The organism is Candidatus Pelagisphaera phototrophica (genome assembly GCF_014529625.1).
GTDB classification, from domain to species: Bacteria; Verrucomicrobiota; Verrucomicrobiia; order Opitutales; family Opitutaceae; genus Pelagisphaera; species Pelagisphaera phototrophica.
In genome coordinates, this window is record NZ_CP076039.1 from 211,590 (window position 1) to 227,893 (window position 16,304).

19 protein-coding genes are annotated in these 16,304 nt (G+C 48.9%); 2 read left to right on the forward strand and 17 right to left on the reverse strand.

The annotated features are described in order from the left end of the window. Nucleotides 1–22: 22 nt before the first annotated feature. Together GA004_RS01025 and aat are read left to right on the forward strand one after the other, a co-directional pair. A complete protein-coding gene (locus GA004_RS01025; RefSeq protein ID WP_283395427.1) occupies nucleotides 23–565 on the forward strand; it encodes a hypothetical protein in 543 nt (180 codons plus the stop codon). A gap of 51 nt (nucleotides 566–616) precedes the next feature. After that, the gene (aat, locus tag GA004_RS01030; RefSeq protein WP_283395428.1) at nucleotides 617–1,300 is read left to right on the forward strand and encodes a leucyl/phenylalanyl-tRNA--protein transferase; all 684 of its coding nucleotides are present in this window, start codon (nucleotides 617–619) and stop codon (nucleotides 1,298–1,300) included. A 16-nt stretch (nucleotides 1,301–1,316) separates the two neighbouring features. Here the strand turns inward: aat and GA004_RS01035 are convergent, their stop codons facing one another. From GA004_RS01035 to panB, 17 genes are all read right to left on the reverse strand, one after another. Continuing rightward, nucleotides 1,317–2,036: a class I SAM-dependent methyltransferase gene (locus GA004_RS01035; protein WP_283395429.1), complete on the reverse strand. Its 720-nt coding sequence runs from the start codon at nucleotides 2,034–2,036 to the stop codon at nucleotides 1,317–1,319. After that, nucleotides 2,033–2,638, reverse strand: coding sequence for a hypothetical protein (locus GA004_RS01040; protein ID WP_283395430.1), 606 nt, complete (start codon nucleotides 2,636–2,638; stop codon nucleotides 2,033–2,035). The genes GA004_RS01035 and GA004_RS01040 overlap by 4 nt, the downstream gene beginning before the upstream one ends. After that, nucleotides 2,635–3,741, reverse strand: coding sequence for an aminotransferase class I/II-fold pyridoxal phosphate-dependent enzyme (locus tag GA004_RS01045; protein WP_283395431.1), 1,107 nt, complete (start codon nucleotides 3,739–3,741; stop codon nucleotides 2,635–2,637). The genes GA004_RS01040 and GA004_RS01045 overlap by 4 nt, the downstream gene beginning before the upstream one ends. Nucleotides 3,742–3,785: 44 nt before the next feature. Next, nucleotides 3,786–4,430 (reverse strand): dethiobiotin synthase, encoded by a 645-nt coding sequence (bioD, locus tag GA004_RS01050; RefSeq protein ID WP_283395432.1) that lies wholly within the window; start codon nucleotides 4,428–4,430, stop codon nucleotides 3,786–3,788. A gap of 5 nt (nucleotides 4,431–4,435) precedes the next feature. Then, a complete protein-coding gene (gene bioB, locus GA004_RS01055) occupies nucleotides 4,436–5,428 on the reverse strand; it encodes a biotin synthase BioB (protein WP_283395433.1) in 993 nt (330 codons plus the stop codon). A 2-nt stretch (nucleotides 5,429–5,430) separates the two neighbouring features. Beyond that, complete coding sequence (bioA, locus tag GA004_RS01060) at nucleotides 5,431–6,816, reverse strand: adenosylmethionine--8-amino-7-oxononanoate transaminase (RefSeq protein ID WP_283395434.1); 1,386 nt, start codon at nucleotides 6,814–6,816, stop codon at nucleotides 5,431–5,433. A 90-nt stretch (nucleotides 6,817–6,906) separates the two neighbouring features. Then, nucleotides 6,907–7,380, reverse strand: a complete 474-nt coding sequence (locus GA004_RS01065; protein ID WP_283395435.1) for a peroxiredoxin — start codon at nucleotides 7,378–7,380, stop codon at nucleotides 6,907–6,909. Continuing rightward, nucleotides 7,377–7,808, reverse strand: a complete 432-nt coding sequence (locus GA004_RS01070; protein ID WP_283395436.1) for a MauE/DoxX family redox-associated membrane protein — start codon at nucleotides 7,806–7,808, stop codon at nucleotides 7,377–7,379. The genes GA004_RS01065 and GA004_RS01070 overlap by 4 nt, the downstream gene beginning before the upstream one ends. Then, nucleotides 7,805–8,233, reverse strand: a complete 429-nt coding sequence (locus tag GA004_RS01075) for a rhodanese-like domain-containing protein (protein WP_283395437.1) — start codon at nucleotides 8,231–8,233, stop codon at nucleotides 7,805–7,807. The genes GA004_RS01070 and GA004_RS01075 overlap by 4 nt, the downstream gene beginning before the upstream one ends. Before the next feature lie 124 nt (nucleotides 8,234–8,357). Then, nucleotides 8,358–8,726, reverse strand: coding sequence for an Hpt domain-containing protein (locus GA004_RS01080; protein WP_283395438.1), 369 nt, complete (start codon nucleotides 8,724–8,726; stop codon nucleotides 8,358–8,360). A gap of 80 nt (nucleotides 8,727–8,806) precedes the next feature. Continuing rightward, on the reverse strand, nucleotides 8,807–9,769 hold the full coding sequence (locus GA004_RS01085) for an HDOD domain-containing protein (protein ID WP_283395439.1): 963 nt from the start codon (nucleotides 9,767–9,769) through the stop codon (nucleotides 8,807–8,809). A 467-nt stretch (nucleotides 9,770–10,236) separates the two neighbouring features. After that, nucleotides 10,237–11,691, reverse strand: coding sequence for a M16 family metallopeptidase (locus tag GA004_RS01090; RefSeq protein ID WP_283395440.1), 1,455 nt, complete (start codon nucleotides 11,689–11,691; stop codon nucleotides 10,237–10,239). Between the two features lie 23 nt (nucleotides 11,692–11,714). Next, complete coding sequence (locus tag GA004_RS01095; protein WP_283395441.1) at nucleotides 11,715–13,046, reverse strand: M16 family metallopeptidase; 1,332 nt, start codon at nucleotides 13,044–13,046, stop codon at nucleotides 11,715–11,717. 277 nt (nucleotides 13,047–13,323) lie between these two features. Then, nucleotides 13,324–13,713 (reverse strand): aspartate 1-decarboxylase, encoded by a 390-nt coding sequence (gene panD, locus GA004_RS01100; protein WP_343218818.1) that lies wholly within the window; start codon nucleotides 13,711–13,713, stop codon nucleotides 13,324–13,326. 22 nt (nucleotides 13,714–13,735) lie between these two features. Continuing rightward, entirely contained in the window at nucleotides 13,736–14,521 is a 786-nt protein-coding gene (locus tag GA004_RS01105) for a type III pantothenate kinase (protein WP_283395443.1), read from the reverse strand. After that, entirely contained in the window at nucleotides 14,518–15,312 is a 795-nt protein-coding gene (panC, locus tag GA004_RS01110) for a pantoate--beta-alanine ligase (protein WP_283395444.1), read from the reverse strand. Before panC ends, GA004_RS01105 begins: the two co-directional genes overlap by 4 nt. Then, entirely contained in the window at nucleotides 15,309–16,100 is a 792-nt protein-coding gene (panB, locus tag GA004_RS01115) for a 3-methyl-2-oxobutanoate hydroxymethyltransferase (protein ID WP_283395445.1), read from the reverse strand. The genes panC and panB overlap by 4 nt, the downstream gene beginning before the upstream one ends. Nucleotides 16,101–16,304: the final 204 nt, after the last annotated feature.

Below are 16,304 nucleotides of genomic sequence, written 5' to 3' on the forward strand. Positions count from 1 at the left end.
CCGTACACTCTTCAGATATCCGATGTCATCACTTCAGGAACATTTAGCAAAACAGCAACCAGAGACATCGGGTATACACGAAGCAATGGCGCTTCACACCGAGGACGTATTTGATGAATTTGCAGGAATACTGCCCCTTTTTCTAGGTAAGCGAAAACTGGGCTCCTTCGTCACGTTAGCGCTACCGACTGAAGTTACTGGTTCACGAGATCTTCTTAATTCCTGTCTAGCTGATCTAATCTCCGCGTACGATTTTCGTATGGTTTCATTTGTATCCGCGATCCGGGCCCATAGTGAAACTGACCAAGAACCGCGTTTAGGAGCCATTCTTATAACTGCCGACAACGCTAAAAACCTGTATCAACTTCCTTGGATTTTGGAATTTGATAGCCAGGCAAACCTAACGAACCACACGAGGTCCGAAGCAACCGGCGAGATCATTCCATCAGGAGTATGGCTCTCGTATTTTCAGCAATCAAGGGATACTGATGAGAAACAATCCGCATATAATCGCCTCCTCGAGATATTTGGAGACGCTTCCCTTCTCCCTGATTTTAGTGCTTAATCTTTCTGCAGAATATCAATACCCGCAAACGCTCACTTTTTAGACCATCACGTGCCGCTTCATTTTCTATCCAGCAAAATTGAATTCCCAGATCCCACTAGTGCAACGGAGGACGGACTTCTAGCGGTAGGGGGCGACCTTAGTCCCGAACGACTCATTGAAGCATATTCGAAAGGGGTTTTCCCTTGGTACTCGGATGGACAACCAATCCTTTGGTTTTCTCCCGATCCAAGGATGGTGCTTTACCCAGACCATTTCAAATGCTCGACCAATCTCCAAAGAGATATTCGGTCAAATCGTTTTGAGATCCGTATCGACACTGTTTTCAAGGAAGTGATTCACTCTTGCGCTTCTGCTCCGCGCCCAGGCCAAGAGGGAACCTGGATTACGTCCGACATGATCGACGCCTACATAGAAATGCACCAACTAGGCTACGCACACTCCTTTGAAGCATTCCATAAGGGTAGCCTCGTCGGGGGACTCTATGGTTTATCGCTTGGAGCCGCGTTCTTCGGGGAGTCCATGTTTCACATCAAGTCGAACGCCTCAAAAATCGCGCTTTCCCAACTTGTAACGTTTGCTAAAAAAAATGGGTTCGACTTCATTGATGCCCAGGCTCCAAGTAGTCATCTGCAAGGCCTTGGGGCAACATTGGTTCCACGAAATCGCTTCCTCGAAGAACTCCAATGCTCTCTCAAGTTTGAAACCTTGAGCGGGGATTGGTCCATGGTATGACGATTCCCATTATTGGCTAGAGGCACTGATTCGATTGTTGGCACTCAACACGCATCGTTCTCCAGCTCAACTCGAAGTACCCCTTTTCCCGCTTTTCTAAATCTTCCAGCAAACGCTTCAGCACCGAGGGCTTCATGCGATTCTCGCTGATGGCTCCAATATCATGAATCTGCCTCAAAGCGGCTCGTGGGGATTCATAGATCATAATATCGGTTCGAGTTTCGCTTCTAATTATATCCAGGTTAGCGGCACGAAAGATCTCGACCCACTCCTTTTCACCTTTCCAAGGAAACGCCGGGAACCTCGAATCCAATCGGGTAAATTCCTCCAAAGATCCTTCAATAAAAAAACAGACGAGCAGCCTTCCGTTTTCCAGTAACGCATCTCTCCAGACACTTAGAACCCTGATTGGATCGTTCGCCCATTGCAAAAGGCTGCATGCGTATACTCTGTCAGCTTTTCGTGCCTCAAGTCTCCACGCATCTTGAATCTCCCAACAAATATTAGGCAACCGGGCTTTCCCTTCATGTAGCATAGAATGGGAGATATCAGTTGCACAAAATTCACGAAAACTACGCAACGCTAAATAACGTGTAAACAATCCCGTTCCCGCTCCTAGCTCCAACCCAGCAAGTCGCGAGCAATCTTTATCAATCCACTGAGAAAACCAATCCGCTACCTTTTTTTGGATACTGGCTTTCTCATGATACTGGAATGCTTTCTGGTCAAATTTCACAACTCAATTTTCGCTCCTACAAGCAATTCTCTAAGATCGTGCCCTACGTTTTTCAGAACATTGATACCTGGATTTATGCTATTAATTCTTCCCGCGTCCAAAAGCCTGTCATTTTCCCCAATCCAAGCCTCCACCTTTACTAAGTTGCCCCTTCTCACCGAATCGTTTATCAGTCGATCAACCCCCCAAATCAAATCAGAATCTTCGATTCCAAATAAGTCGTGCGAGTGATCGCTTAACCCAGCCCTAAGAACAAAGTCTCTTATCGCGGCGAGGCTATCCCTTTGCAACCATCGCCTCAAATAGATCAGCTGGGATCGATACACTTTCCCTCCCCTTTCTTCCTCTTTCTTGAAATCCTCAAATGGAGCTAGAAAGATCACCCTGTCGAAATAATGGTATAGGTTTGGCTGATTCAACAATAGGAATGCTCCAAGGGAATAGGCGACTACAGTTGAGTTCTTCGATATCTCACTGAGCTCCGCATCCCAACCTAATTTGGGCAAAATATAGCGGTGCTCTTTATTTGGATACAGTTCAGAAGCGATCGTCTCCAAATAACTTATTCCGATACCCCACCCATTTATCCACGCTACTTTCATTTCAAATCAATGAGAATTTCCTCAAGGGCCTCTAAAAGTCTATTGGTAGAGCTTTCGGCAAGATCAGCCTTTAGCGAAATCCGCAATCGGCTGGTCCCCTCTGGAACAGTAGGAGGCCGAATCGCACCAACTAGGATTCCACGGCTCTCAAGTTCCTTCGCCAAATTCACAACCCGATCTGCCTCGCCGATCTGAATTGATACTATTGCTGAGTCAATGAGCACTACATTTAATCCGATTTGCTCGAGCTGCATCCTCACTCGAGTTGATAGATCCCTTCCCGTTTTTCGCAGTGAACTAGATTTCCTTACACATCGTATTGCTTCCGTCGCAATCGCGACGCATGCGGGAGGAAGATAAGTAGAATAGATGAATTCTCCCGCAAAATTGGCTAAGTAATCCGAAATAGCTTTCTCATGAAAGAGCGTATACGCACCCATCGACCCAAGCGCCTTACCCAAAGTTCCCACTAGTGCGTCCACTTGATCCAAAACCCCATATTCTTCCGCTAATCCACTTCCTTCCTTGCCATACCAACCCACGGCGTGAGCCTCATCTAGTATCCAAAAGAAGCCGTACTTTTTTTTCAAATTGGCTATGCCCTTAAGATCTGGAAAATCTCCATCCATACTGAATACCGACTCAGTGACAACGAATAGAACTCGATCATCTATGGCATACTTTTTTAGAAGTGCCTCCAAATGCTCGAGGTCACAATGGCGATAGCGCAATAGACGGGCATCGCTAGCTAGCACTCCCGAGATCATGCTATTGTGAATCAGCCTGTCCGCCAAAACCAGATCACCGCTTTTCGGAAGCAAGCCCAACATTGCTTGATTCGCCCCGTATCCTGTATTCCATACGATTCCAGTTTCAAATCCGTACCAGGATTCAATCAAGGCCAGAAGATCACGATGAGCTTTACCGAATCCAGTGACAAGCGGAGAGGCAGATGAAGAGCATCCAAACTTCGAGATCGCATCTTGACCAGCCTTCTGGAGTCTGGGGTCACTCGAAAAACCCAGATAGTCATTACTTGCCAGATTGAGAATACCTTTCGCTGGATCGCTAGTCCGCAATCTTCTAAAAATGCCTGAATCCATCCGGGCAGTGAGCTCAGAGTCGATTCTTTCTTTCAGGAACTGATTCAGAGCCAACCCCTTTCACCAAAACATAAGTCTAATTGGCCTGATTGGGTCATTCCCCATATAGGTATCTTTAAATTTTGGATACCATTCAGCGTACCCGTTTTCCCAAGAGATTCTTGCGGCTCAATTTCGTTCAGCCACACACCACAGTTGAGATCCTTGGAATTCGCATATTCGTAAACCAGACGGGCCTGCCCAATCGCACCGACTCGATCCTCGACAACCAGAACCAACGCCTGTACTTTGAGGATCACTGCCAAGTCCAACCAGTCCCTGCCATCATTGCTGAGAGGCGTTGCCAACGAACCTGCCCCTTCAATAATCCGCCAGTCAACGTCAGCAGGCAAACTTGTGATTGAAGATTCGATCTCAGAAAAATCGAGATCTTCTCCCTCGTATTCAGCCGCCGCAACTGGGGCGATTGGCTTTGAATATGACCGCAAAGTGTATCCTTTCACTAGCCCGCCGCTGCAACCCTCCAACACTTGGGCAACATCGGATTCCGCACCAACGCAGACTCCTGATTCAATCGGCTTAACCACCTGGACAGTCGCGCCCTGAGCCGATAAATGCTGTGCGATCGCGCCAACTACCCAAGTCTTGCCAACGTTTGTATCGCTTCCACTAACGAAAAGCGTTCTCATTAGACCTATGCAAATATCGAAGCTTCTTCGCCGGAACGCGCATGAATAGCTCTCGCCTGGTCGGGGTCGAGCGAGGTCAATCCAAACTTGTTAAGCAACCTGTAATCATCGCTCGAGTCGGGATTTGCGGTAGTCAACAGCTTATCCCCCAAGAAAATGCTATTCGCTCCAGCCAGATAGCAGAGAGCCTGTAACTCATCGTTCATCTCTGTCCTACCCGCTGACAATCTCACCATCGTCTTTGGCATCAGTATGCGAGCTGTCGCAATAACCCGGACGAATTCGAAACTGTCCACAAACTTTTGCGATTCCAATGGTGTCCCCTTACAGGCAATCAGAGCGTTGATTGGAACGGAGTCCGGATAAGGATCAAGATTCGCAAGCTCTTGGAGCATCTTCAATCGATCATCGATTGACTCGCCCATACCGATTATCCCACCGCTACAAACTTCCATACCCGCCTCACGCACTTTGCGAATATTGTCTAGGCGTTCGTCAAAGGTGCGGGTCGTAATTATCTCACTATAAAACTCCCTTGAAGTATCCAAATTATGATTATATACAGCACAACCAGCTTCCTTCAGAGCATTAGCCTGTTCCTGCTCAAGCGACCCAAGGGTACAGCACACCTCCATCCCCAAGTCGCTTACGGATTGAACCGTGTTCAACAGTGATTCAAATTGCTCTCCATGGGGAACCCTTCTCCACGCGGCTCCCATGCAGAAACGAGTAGCCCCTCCTTTTTTTGCCGCAACCGCGTCCTGCAAGATCGTTTCGGTGTCAAGCAGCGCTTCCTTTTCTATCCCAACCTCACTATGAGCCGACTGTGGGCAATATTTGCAATCCTCTGGACAGGCACCGGTTTTGATAGACTTCAATGTACAAAGCTGAACACCTGACGGGTCCTGAAATTTATGATGCACCGCCTGAGCTCTATAGATAAGGGTCGTCAGGGGAAGATGATAGATATTTTGGATTTCTTCTAATGTGTATTGCATTACTAATTACCTATGTTGTTCATGACCGCATCAATGGCGGTCTTTAAATTGTCGAAAAGAAAGCCTATTTCCTCTTCGTTAATTACGAGCGGAGGAACGACAAGAATTGAGTCGAGCAAAGGTCGCAATAGCAAACCATGCTTACGGGCTTCAAGACAAACCTTCATCCCCACACGATCGTTTGGATGCCAAGCGTCTCGGCTCGAACCCGGAAATAGGTCTATGGCAGCTGCAAGTCCACGTTGGCGTATGTCTAGAACGTTTCTGTGTCCGTTGAAGGTCTCAGCCAATGTCTGTCCAAAGTCCTCGATCGTTTTCTCAAGCCTCTTGGAACCAATCAACCGCTCTAGTTTTTCCAAACTCTTAAGAGCGACGCTGGCGGCTAACGGATTTCCTGTAAACGTGTGCCCGTGATAAAAAGCGTTCCCTGTATCGAAAGAGCCCAGAAATGCTTGGTACATTTTTTCAGTCGTCAGAGTCGCAGCTAGTGGCAAGTATCCGGCTGTTAGGCCCTTCGCTAAGCAGAGGAAGTCGGGATCCACACCTTCTTGCTCGCAAGCAAAAATGGAGCCAGTCCTTCCACAGCCAACAAAGACTTCGTCAAGAATGAGGTGGGCACCATATTTCCGACAAAGGGCTTCGACCCGTTTCAAAAATCCGGCGGGCTGGAGTTTCATTCCTGCTGGTCCTTGAATTGATGGCTCAATAATGACTGAAGCAATTTCAGACGCTTCACGTTCCAATATCTTTTCGAGCTGAAGCAAACTTCGGTCGGAATCCGAATGCTTCACAATTCCGTTGATCTCCGAGCATTTAGGAGCCGCAAATGTTCGCGACTCAAACAACCACGGCTGAAAGCGTCCGTGAAACGAATCGCTGTTTCCGGCCGCCATCGCCCCGAAAGTGTCTCCATGATACCCGTTCTCCATACCTACGACGATACGCTTCTCAGACTTTCTAACTAGCTGCCAATATTGGAAGGACAACTTGAGCGCGATCTCAACCGCGTTCGAACCATTGTCACTAAAAACCACCCGACTGAGCGATTTAGGGGCCAAATCAGCCAATCGCTTTCCAAGCATCGCCCCGACCGGATGGCTTAGTCCCAGATAGGTGGAATGGGCGATCTTGCCGAGCTGCTCAGCTAGGGCCTCATTGATATCTGGCTCATTGTGCCCGTGGGCATTTGTCCAAATGGATGCGTTCCCGTCTAAGTATCGATTGCCTTCCGTGTCCCAGATCCAGCAACCTTGACCTCTCTCAACCTGCAATTGTGGAATCGAGCAATACTCCTCCATTTGAGTAAACGGATGCCAGGAATGGTCCTGATCCATTTCATCAAAAATGGTCGGGTCAATTAATGTGTTCTGACTTCGCAAAACCGTCATCCGATTGATTGTTAAGGCAGAAATGAATCTAATTAACAAGCTTGTTAAGCAAGTACGTGGAATTCCGGCTTAAGGATTCCATACTTGAAATCAGATAGCCTTTAAGAGCTCCAAGATCTGTTCCCCATGCCTATCAGGGTTCACTTTTACGCAAATTTCCAGGAGGGCTGCATTTTCATCTAAAACATAAGCGGAGCGGGTTGGTCCCCAAAAGGCTTTGCCATACATCTTCTTTTCGACGAGTGAACCAGCAGCCTTGGCAAATTGGTGTTCAGGATCCGAAACCAACGAGAAACCGATCGAGTGCTTAGCCTGGTACTTCATGTGTGATCCCACGGAGTCTTTGCTCAGGCCAAGCACGTCAAACCCCATTGACCGAATCTTATCCCATTCTCGAGCTAGACTGATCATCTGCCTATCGCAGCTACCCGTGTTGTTCCTCATGAAAACCGAAATGACCGTCGGACGAACGATCAAATCGCTCATGATCAGCGTCTGTTTTGATTCGCGCTCCGCTACGTTAACGTCAAAACCCAATTCTAGCTGATCACCAGTTGACCTCATTTTTCTCGGCTCCCGTTAGCGTTTCCTCCGGCTATTATCCCCAGCCCTATTCCGACCAGCATGAGTAGATCGCGGGCAATAGGCCAAAAAAAGCCCGCCTCAGACGATTTTGCGCTGGAACCAAAACACCCGCAATCGACATCCAGGCCACGCATAGCGGCCTGAGACAGCAAAATGATAAATACGACCAGCAATCCAACTGCCAGCATTCGAGCTCCCCCTTTCATTACCCTGAAAACCAGACAAGCCCCAACGCAAAGCTCCAAATAAGGAACCCCCAGAGACGCGATTACAGAGACTTTGTAGCTGAATACCTCGTACGTCAAAATCGCAGATAGGAAAGCAGAAGGATCCATCAGTTTAACGATTCCCGCCCACAAAAAGGCGACCCCTACAATGATTTCTGCGAATTGACCCAGTCTTCTCATTGATTCGCCCCTTCAACCATCCCAGCTTCGGCAAGCTTTTCCCACCCGCCTTTGAGCACGAAAACATTTTCCACACCCAACTCAGCCTTCAATCGTTCGGCCACTTCATGCGACCGTAAACAAGCTTGGCTCGAGCAATAGACAACCGTGGGAGCATCCGGATTCCAGGCGTCTAAGAAATCCACTATCTGCTCCTCCCAACGCTCTTCATTGAGAGCCAGAGCCCCTTCCATGTGGCCTTTCTCAAAATCCTCGTCGGATCTTGCATCGATCCAAAACGCTTCTTCGAACCGAAGGACTTCCTCAAGTTCGACTTCAAGCTCGTCCACATGAAACGCAGGGGCCTTCGGATGAGCGAAGAAAGCGATCAACCCACAAAGGCCCGCGACAACGCTAATAATACATGCTTCGCGAACGGATTTCATACAGACCCGACTTTACTAGATTCGCGTTTGTCAAATTCCAAGCAGCAATCGATTCCGCTAATAACTAGTTTCTTCGATAAGAGAAAAATGACGGATCGGTATCGATGCACCTGACCGCTTTATCCTAGTTCTGTAGAGCGAGGTACTTCCGCGTAACTTCTTCTGTAGATTCGTGGAAAGCGCTCTCAGCCTCGGACAAAGAAGCCTTGAATGCTTCGTATGTTAGGATCGCCATGTTGTCTTCAATATTGGCCAGAGCTTTGGCGACCTTCGCAAAACCAAAGTTGCTCGATGAGCCCTTCAACTTGTGCGAGTCGCGGCACAAAGAGTCTTTGTCAGAATCGAACGAACCAGCCTTGAGGTTCTCGAGACATCCTTTGCCATCCTCAACGAATTCATGGAAGAGCTCCGCCATATCTTCGTCGAATTCCTCATCTTCTTCGCCGAAGATCATCTCTAGTTGTTCCCAATCAATTAGTACTGAATCGCTCATTTATATTCTCCTAAGTCTTTCTTTGATTCTCGTTTTTAGTGGATATAGCTAAACTTTAATTTCGGATCAAAATTGGTATTCTATAGTCGAAAACTGCCTTCTCCGAAGCCCATGTTAGAAGCGATCGCCCTTTTGACCCTCTGCTTAACAACTCCCTCTTCAGTCGCTTCGACGGGTCTACGAGGCTTTTTGTCGCACACCAAGCTCTCCGCCTTTTCTAAGCTAGTTCGCAATTGCTCCACAACTTTGTAATACTCGTCTTTGGTTAGGTGGAGCAACGCGATCAGCAACGGATCAGGTCCGAGGGCCAACGCACTACTCGCAGGATCGTTGATGATCGTACTGATCATCCGCTTCGCAAATGAAACGAGGCAGGCCATACGCTCGTGCTTGCCAGCCCCCGAGGGCTCAAACTGATTCAGGGCAGGAATGACAACTTCGTCCGAGAATCCCCACTCTCGCATCATTGCGGCTCCGACCTTGGCGTGGTTTATTCCGAATACCTCAAGCTCTTCGTTGGCGAGAGCCATGTCTTCAGAAAGCGAACTGTTAAACTCGATGTGAGGCGTATTCTTGATTTCCCGCTCCAAAAATACCATTCCAATCCCATGTAATAGGCCAACCGTATACGCCACTCCAGCGTCCTCGCTGTACTTGCGCGCCAGTAGCTCCATCGCGAAAGCACAGGCGACGGAGCGCTGCCAGAACTCGCCCGCACTAATTCCGTAAGACTTGAGCGGTTCGGCCAGCAAATCGGAAAATGTCAACATAGTGACAATTTGATAGACGTCACTAAACCCGAGATGCATAATCGCGTCGTCGATGCTATCGATGTGGTAGCCCGGGTTGAAATAGGAATTGTTAGCAGTTTTGAGTATCATGGCACTCAACGCAGGATCCATTCGAATCATATCCCGAATCTCATCCGGGTTCGTGTTGCAGTCGGAAATCATCTGCTGCAACTTCGGTAGCAACTGAGGTGACACCGCTATGCCGTCCAAGTCCGATTGTATTTCTTCGATATTAATTGGATGCGAAACCATATGCCTAATCTACTGTAAAATTACTTTTACGACTCATTGGTCGGCTCGGCTGAGAAGGGCCTCAATCTGGAGCTTGAATAACCACGTCTAACAACGGTCCTAGAGAGTGCGGACTTAAGTTAGATCCGCGCATAACTTGCTGCTAATGGAGTGATCAGCCTACGGGTTCGCGAAAATCACCTGAAGGCTGCCACTTACCTTCCGATAGGATTCATTGTGAATATGAAGATTGAAGTACCCCTCAACGAAGAAGAATGGTCCATGCTGAGTGCCACTGCTGACAGCATCTCATCAAGCCCGTAGGAACTGGAGCGAGTATCACTCATGCAACGCTGCCTGGTGATGTCGGAAGACGATGAGATCTGCGATCGCACCCGCCAGATGATTGGCCTGGAATTCGGCCTCGATTAGAACTTCGAAGGATCCAGAGCCTCTCAGTAGACGGCAGATTGCAGAGATTCAGTCGGCTAGTTTTGCACGTTCAACTTCTCGTCGTATACCGTGACGCGGCCGATCGCTTGAAGCGACTCCGCGATCTCTTCACGCTTACCCACAACTGCAACGATGCTATTCTCTGGCAGAACGTACTTGTTGGCCAATTCCGCTGCTAGCTCCGGCGTCACAGACATCAATTGAGAAACGTAGGTTTGGTAGTAATCAGGAGCTAATCCATAGACGTCAATCTCTTGCACCAAACGAGCGATCGTCAAAGGCTGCTCAAGACTGAGCATGTAATTCCCTGCCAAATACTTTTGATGCATTTCGAGCTCCGATAGGGGAATAGGTTCTTCCCTGATGCGGTTTAGCTCATTGAAGATCTCCTTCACCGCATCCGCAGTCACTTCGTTCCGAACATCAGCATAGGAGATTATCGCCCCTAGCTTGGCGGCATTAGCCGAGTATGCTCCGGCCCCGTATGTGAAGCCCTTGTCTTCCCGCAAATTCTGGAAAAGACGGCCAGAAAAGCCTCCTCCCAGAATGGACATCACAACCCGAAGCTCAGGTGTGTCTGGATTAGATTTTGGTACTGACTGCTGGGCCACACGAAGCGTTGATTGGACCGAATCTTCACGGTCGAGCAAATGAACCGCGCCTCCGTTCACCTCAGGAAAGGATAACTCCGGCAAAGGTGGGAGTTCCGCCGATTTCCATTTACCTAACTCGCTCTCAACTCGAGCCAACTCAGTCGAACCATCAAAACTTCCCACTATCGCCAAAGATGCGTTGTTCGGCAGAAAGTGTGCCTTGTGAAATGCGATCAGATCATCGCGCGTAATCGAAGCGACGCTCTCCTCGGTTTGAAAAGAGCCATACGCCCCCTCTCCGTAGACCAGCTTACGTCTAAGCTTCCCAATTAGCGCATCTGGTTCGCTCCGCTCTGAAATCAAGTTCGAAAGCGTGCGCTGTCTCAGTTTCTCAAGCTCGTCTCCAGGAAATGCTGGCTCGAGAACCACACTTTTCAAAACATCCAGCAATTTCTCTTTGTACTTGGAAAGGCCTGACACTGAGACAGCGATAAAATCCGAAGAAGCAGTCGCAGATAGACTGGCCCCAATAAAGTCGATCTCGCTTGCTAACTCATAACCTGTCTTGCCCTTCACGCCCTTATCCAGCATGTCTGCAACAAACTCCGCCAAGCCCGATTTCTCGCCATCGAAAAGTCCACCCGAACGGAACATCAATCGATAAGTAATCATTGGCTGACGATCGGACTCAATCACGTAAATGGTCAAGCCTTCACTGGTTTCTTGCGTCTCGTAATTGGGAAACGACGACGCAGGTGCAGGTCCGGGATCGGGTCGACTAGAACGGTCAATGGGAGCACTAGCGACTGCAGCCGAAGAACTGGCATCGTCTACCTTTCCGCATCCCAGAATTAAAACAAGGGAAGTGAGTAATAAAATCGTTGAGGGCGTTCTCATGTTATGAAGTTTTTCCATCGTATTCATTTTTCAGGCACTGGGTAATGGAGCGTGTTTCTTCGATCTTTTTTCAAATAGTTTTTCGCAACCCGCTGCAGGTCTTCCTTTTTCACCTTCAAGTATGCTTCAAGCTCACGATTGATACGGCCAGCGTCCCCATACCAAAGATGATTGTTTGCCAACGACTGCGCCCGGCTACTCATTGTGCCGACAGATGACGCGATCTCCGATTCCTTTTGATTTAACGCCTTCTGAAATTCCTGGTCCGTCACCCCTGTATCGATCAACTTTTCAACCTCCTCTTCGATCAGACTATCCAGCTGCTCTATCGTGACTCCTCTGTTTCCAATCGCGTATGCAGCCACGAGGCCCGCCTTCTCCTGCATCCAGGTAAACGCTGCCGAGTTGACCGCAGCTCTCTCAACATCGACCAAGCGCCGATACATTCGGGAACTTTTCCCCGTAGCAAGAATGCTAATCAGCAAGTCGATCGCCTCGGCATCCTCGTGAGTCAGCACCGGCGCTCGCCAAATGTGCACAGCAGCCGGAAGCGGGGTCATCGGCTCATCCACCAATTTTGACGTCCCGGGGGCCATCAAATCCCAGTCGATTCCTGCCCTCTGCGGATCTTCTCCCCGGGGGATTTGCCCAAAGTACTGCTCCACAAGCTGCTTCGTTTTAACCAAATCGATATCGCCCGCAATGGACAGAATCGCATTATTAGGAACGTACCACTTCTTGTAGAAGTCCCGAAATTCGTCGATTGTCGCTTCGTCAATGTATTGGGCTGAACCAATCGGTGTCCAAGCATAAGGAGTACCTGCAAAAACCGCTCCCGCCATGTTCTCCATAAGGGACCCATAGGGCTGATTGTCATACCGGGAACGTCGCTCTTCTTTAACAACCTCTCGCTGCGTTTCCACACCAGTCTCGTCGACCACCGCATGCATCAAACGCTCCGACTCTATCCACAATGCTAGCTCCAACTCATTCGAGGGAAGATTTATGTAGTAGTCGGTACGGTCAAATGAAGTGGAAGCGTTCAAATTGCCTCCCGCCCCTGAGATGAGCTTGTCGATCTGCCCACGCTCAATATTCGTGCTACCTTCGAACATCAAATGCTCGAAAAAGTGGGCGAATCCGGTGCGGTCTGGTCGTTCATCTTTGCTACCCACATGGTACAATACATAGGACGAAACCACGGGGGCGTCCGTATTGCGATGGAGGATGACGTGCAATCCATTGGGTAAGTCGAATTCCTCGAATTCAATATTCGGCGATTTCGCAAGCACTCCGATTGAGAACGCGAGAAAACCGATGGGTGCTGCTAGGCACAGGAAAAAGTTTCGCTTCATGATTCGTGTCGAAAAGATAAAACCGATTATGGGTCGTTGAGTCCTAAGTGGGCGACAATGAACAATCCACCATCTAGGGCAAACGCAAAGAGCCCCGGTTTTATTGATAGGAATCGAGAGTGCGAAACAAAATTTATTGCCCAAGCACGAGCACCTGTATATCGAAAAGGATATCCTCCGATTTCATAAACAGATTGCCTCGCAGTTCAAAATACTATCCCTCCGAAGAGCTTAACGACCTTGCGCTAGTTACCGAACAGAGAAGTCAGTACGGCCACTAAAGGGCCTCAGCACCTCTAGCGCGACGAACGTTTGGCTCTTTGATCGTCTTAATCCCGTTGTTCCCATTCACGAGGACGAGTTTGGGCCTAAAGGTATCGACTTTTGATTCCTTTACCTTAGTGTAACTAGCGATGATGACAAGGTCACCTGGACTAGCCAAATGAGCGGCGGCCCCGTTAATGCAGATTTCGCCCGGCTTGCCCCAAATCACATAGGTGTGGAAACGATTCCCATTGTTGCAATTATAGACATCCACTTTTTCGAACTCCACCAGGTCCACCGCCTCGCAAAGATTCGGGTCTATACTGATGGAGCCTTCATAGTTCAGATCAGCATCGGTTACTACCGCGCGATGGATCTTTGATTTTAGCATGGAGCGTTTCATAGCTTAAACTTTTCTCGTATATCTAATTCTTATCGATCGGATTTAACTCCAGCATCTTGTTCACGCCTTGAAGCACCAAATCCGAGATGATGTCGTCAAACAATTTTTCGTCTCTATACAGCAGGGAGTAACCACCGGTAGCGACAATCCGGTATCTCTTTTTGCCAAAAGCTTCTTCACCGATCCGCCTCACCAATTCCTTCACTAAACCCAAGTAACCAAAATACAGTCCTCCTTGGATGCTTTCTATAGAGGACTTCCCGAGAGCCTTTTCCGCATTCACAATTTCCACATGCGGAAGCTTAGCAGTCTTCGTCCCCAGAGCTTCCATAGCCAAGCCTAATCCCGCGCAAATGGAACCACCGAGGTATTCCTTTTCTTCGCTAACAGCATCCAGCGTTATAGCGGTACCAAAGTCGACCACAACGATATTTTGGTCAGGATACAGCTCCATCACCGCGATTGCATTAGCAATTCGGTCAGCACCCACTTCGAGCGGATTTCGAGTCTTGATCTTCAACCGCGTCTTAACTCCAGATTCCAGAAAGAGAGGTTCCGTATTGAAATATTCGCGACAAGCCATTTTGAGTGTAAACAGCTCCTCCGGAACCACACAGCTCACTCCAATTCGTCGGATCTGCTTGGAGTCTATTCCCTTCTCTCTCAATGCCGACACGAGAAACAGCCCCATTTCGTCACTCGATACACGATATGAAGACTCTTTTCGGATCTGCATGACAAGGCGCTTATCGTTCTCGTAAACCGCTCCGTGCAATTGAGAGTTTCCCACATCAATGCACAGATTCATCGCAATGACCCTTTCAATTTCTTCAATACGCTAAGTGTCCAATTGTCGATCAACCGTACCCCCTCCAAATTAACCGCCCCAAAACGGCGACCTCCTTCATCCACTACGTACTCTACTTCGAAACCCGCTTCCCTAAGCTCGCCAGTCGCTTCCTCAGGAGTCGAGGCAGTCGTGAGTATGCGGGGGAAAACTGCCGCCTTTTTTCGGCCTGCTTCTGAAAGACGGCGGTTTCGCGAGCTCAAGGCCAATCCATCGTCCGCCCTTGCCGTTTCACAAGCAACAATCTCAATGGGTAGAAAAAACGCTTCCACCATTCCTTTGACCAATCGTAATTGCTGGTAGTCTTTCTCGCCAAAATAAGCACGCTGCGCTCCAGACAAATTCAGCAATTTTAGGACAACCGTTAATACGCCATCGAAATGACCCGGCCGCTGCACTCCTTCCATAGAAAGCGAATCCTGGCTTTCCGACACCTTAAACAGATAAGTATCTGGGTACATTGCTTCAAAGTCAGGAGCAAACACCACATCTACTCCAAGATCCTCCAGTAATGCGAGGTCCTGCTCAAAATTAGCGGGGTAGGTTTCGTAGTCGGACGCGTTGTTAAACTGAGTTCGATTCAGAAAGATACTCACCGCAGTCAGTTCATTCTCAGCCAACGAACGACGCACAAGCGAGCTGTGGCCTTCATGCAAGCCCCCCATTGTCGGGACAAATCCTAGTGAATGTCCAACCACCAGTTGCGAGCGAAACACCATCCACTCGCTAAGACTGCGAAATACTGGAATCATGGCTTATACTCTCCATCGCCGGGGTAGCCACGATCCCGAACGTCTTCGCAGTATCCTTCCACTGCCCGATTAATCATCTGATCCGCGTCCATGTAGCGACGCGCAAACGGAGGCTGGAAGTCAGAGTCCAACCCCAGGAGATCGTTTAGAACCAAAACCTGCCCAGAAGTCTCCGGGCCACTACCGATTCCAATCGTAGGGATCCCCAGCGCATCTGTCACTCGTTCCGCCACTTCGCTAGGAATGCACTCGAGTACAATTGAGAAGCAGCCTGATTCTTCCAATTCGAGCGCCTCATCAAGAAGCGCTTGGGCCGCATCGCCGTTTCTAGCCTGAATTTTAAACCCCCCGAATTCGTTGACCGATTGGGGCGTCATACCTAAGTGACCCATCACAGGAACGCCCCCTTCCACCAGTCGAGTGATCAGTTCAATATTTCCACGGCATCGCTCGACTTTTAACGCGTTCGCCCCAGCCCGCATTAGTTTGGCCACCGCGTTCGTAGACGCCTCAATCCCACCCCTGTAGGAAAGAAAGGGCATATCACCTATGATTACTTTATTTGGTGCCCCACGCCGAACCGCCGCCGTGTGCGCTTCCATCATCTCGACAGTCGCGTGGATGGTGCTGTCAAACCCGTGCACCACCATCGCGCAGGAGTCGCCCACTAAGATCGAGTCAACACTCGTCTCGTTTAGGATTTTGGCCGTTGCTGCGTCGTAGCACGTCACCATGGTGATCGGCTCGCCAGCGGCTTTCCGCTTGTAGAAATCTGGAATCGTTTTCATTTCGGGTGCCTGTCGGAAAGATCAGGATCCTAGTGAAGGGTTTTTATTCAAATGCTTTCAGTCGATATTCGGTGATCACCGGGAATACTCCTCAGTGTCGCTTGTAGCAGCCGTTTTCGGTTAAAAACGGCCGAAAATCAACCTTTATTGAAGGCTTCATCTACAAACGAGTCGTCAAACCGCTAATAATGAAGTTGAAAAGCG

Coding starts and splice junctions, on each gene's coding strand:
- GA004_RS01025 (WP_283395427.1), top strand. CDS start 23: ATGTCATCACTTCAGGAACATTTAGCAAAACAGCAACCAGAGACATCG.
- GA004_RS01040 (WP_283395430.1), bottom strand. CDS start 2,638: ATGAAAGTAGCGTGGATAAATGGGTGGGGTATCGGAATAAGTTATTTG.
- GA004_RS01045 (WP_283395431.1), bottom strand. CDS start 3,741: ATGGATTCAGGCATTTTTAGAAGATTGCGGACTAGCGATCCAGCGAAA.
- bioD (WP_283395432.1), bottom strand. CDS start 4,430: ATGAGAACGCTTTTCGTTAGTGGAAGCGATACAAACGTTGGCAAGACT.
- bioB (WP_283395433.1), bottom strand. CDS start 5,428: ATGCAATACACATTAGAAGAAATCCAAAATATCTATCATCTTCCCCTG.
- bioA (WP_283395434.1), bottom strand. CDS start 6,816: ATGACGGTTTTGCGAAGTCAGAACACATTAATTGACCCGACCATTTTT.
- GA004_RS01065 (WP_283395435.1), bottom strand. CDS start 7,380: ATGAGGTCAACTGGTGATCAGCTAGAATTGGGTTTTGACGTTAACGTA.
- GA004_RS01070 (WP_283395436.1), bottom strand. CDS start 7,808: ATGAGAAGACTGGGTCAATTCGCAGAAATCATTGTAGGGGTCGCCTTT.
- GA004_RS01075 (WP_283395437.1), bottom strand. CDS start 8,233: ATGAAATCCGTTCGCGAAGCATGTATTATTAGCGTTGTCGCGGGCCTT.
- GA004_RS01080 (WP_283395438.1), bottom strand. CDS start 8,726: ATGAGCGATTCAGTACTAATTGATTGGGAACAACTAGAGATGATCTTC.
- GA004_RS01085 (WP_283395439.1), bottom strand. CDS start 9,769: ATGGTTTCGCATCCAATTAATATCGAAGAAATACAATCGGACTTGGAC.
- GA004_RS01090 (WP_283395440.1), bottom strand. CDS start 11,691: ATGAGAACGCCCTCAACGATTTTATTACTCACTTCCCTTGTTTTAATT.
- GA004_RS01095 (WP_283395441.1), bottom strand. CDS start 13,046: ATGAAGCGAAACTTTTTCCTGTGCCTAGCAGCACCCATCGGTTTTCTC.
- panD (WP_343218818.1), bottom strand. CDS start 13,713: ATGAAACGCTCCATGCTAAAATCAAAGATCCATCGCGCGGTAGTAACC.
- GA004_RS01105 (WP_283395443.1), bottom strand. CDS start 14,521: ATGAATCTGTGCATTGATGTGGGAAACTCTCAATTGCACGGAGCGGTT.
- panC (WP_283395444.1), bottom strand. CDS start 15,312: ATGATTCCAGTATTTCGCAGTCTTAGCGAGTGGATGGTGTTTCGCTCG.
- panB (WP_283395445.1), bottom strand. CDS start 16,100: ATGAAAACGATTCCAGATTTCTACAAGCGGAAAGCCGCTGGCGAGCCG.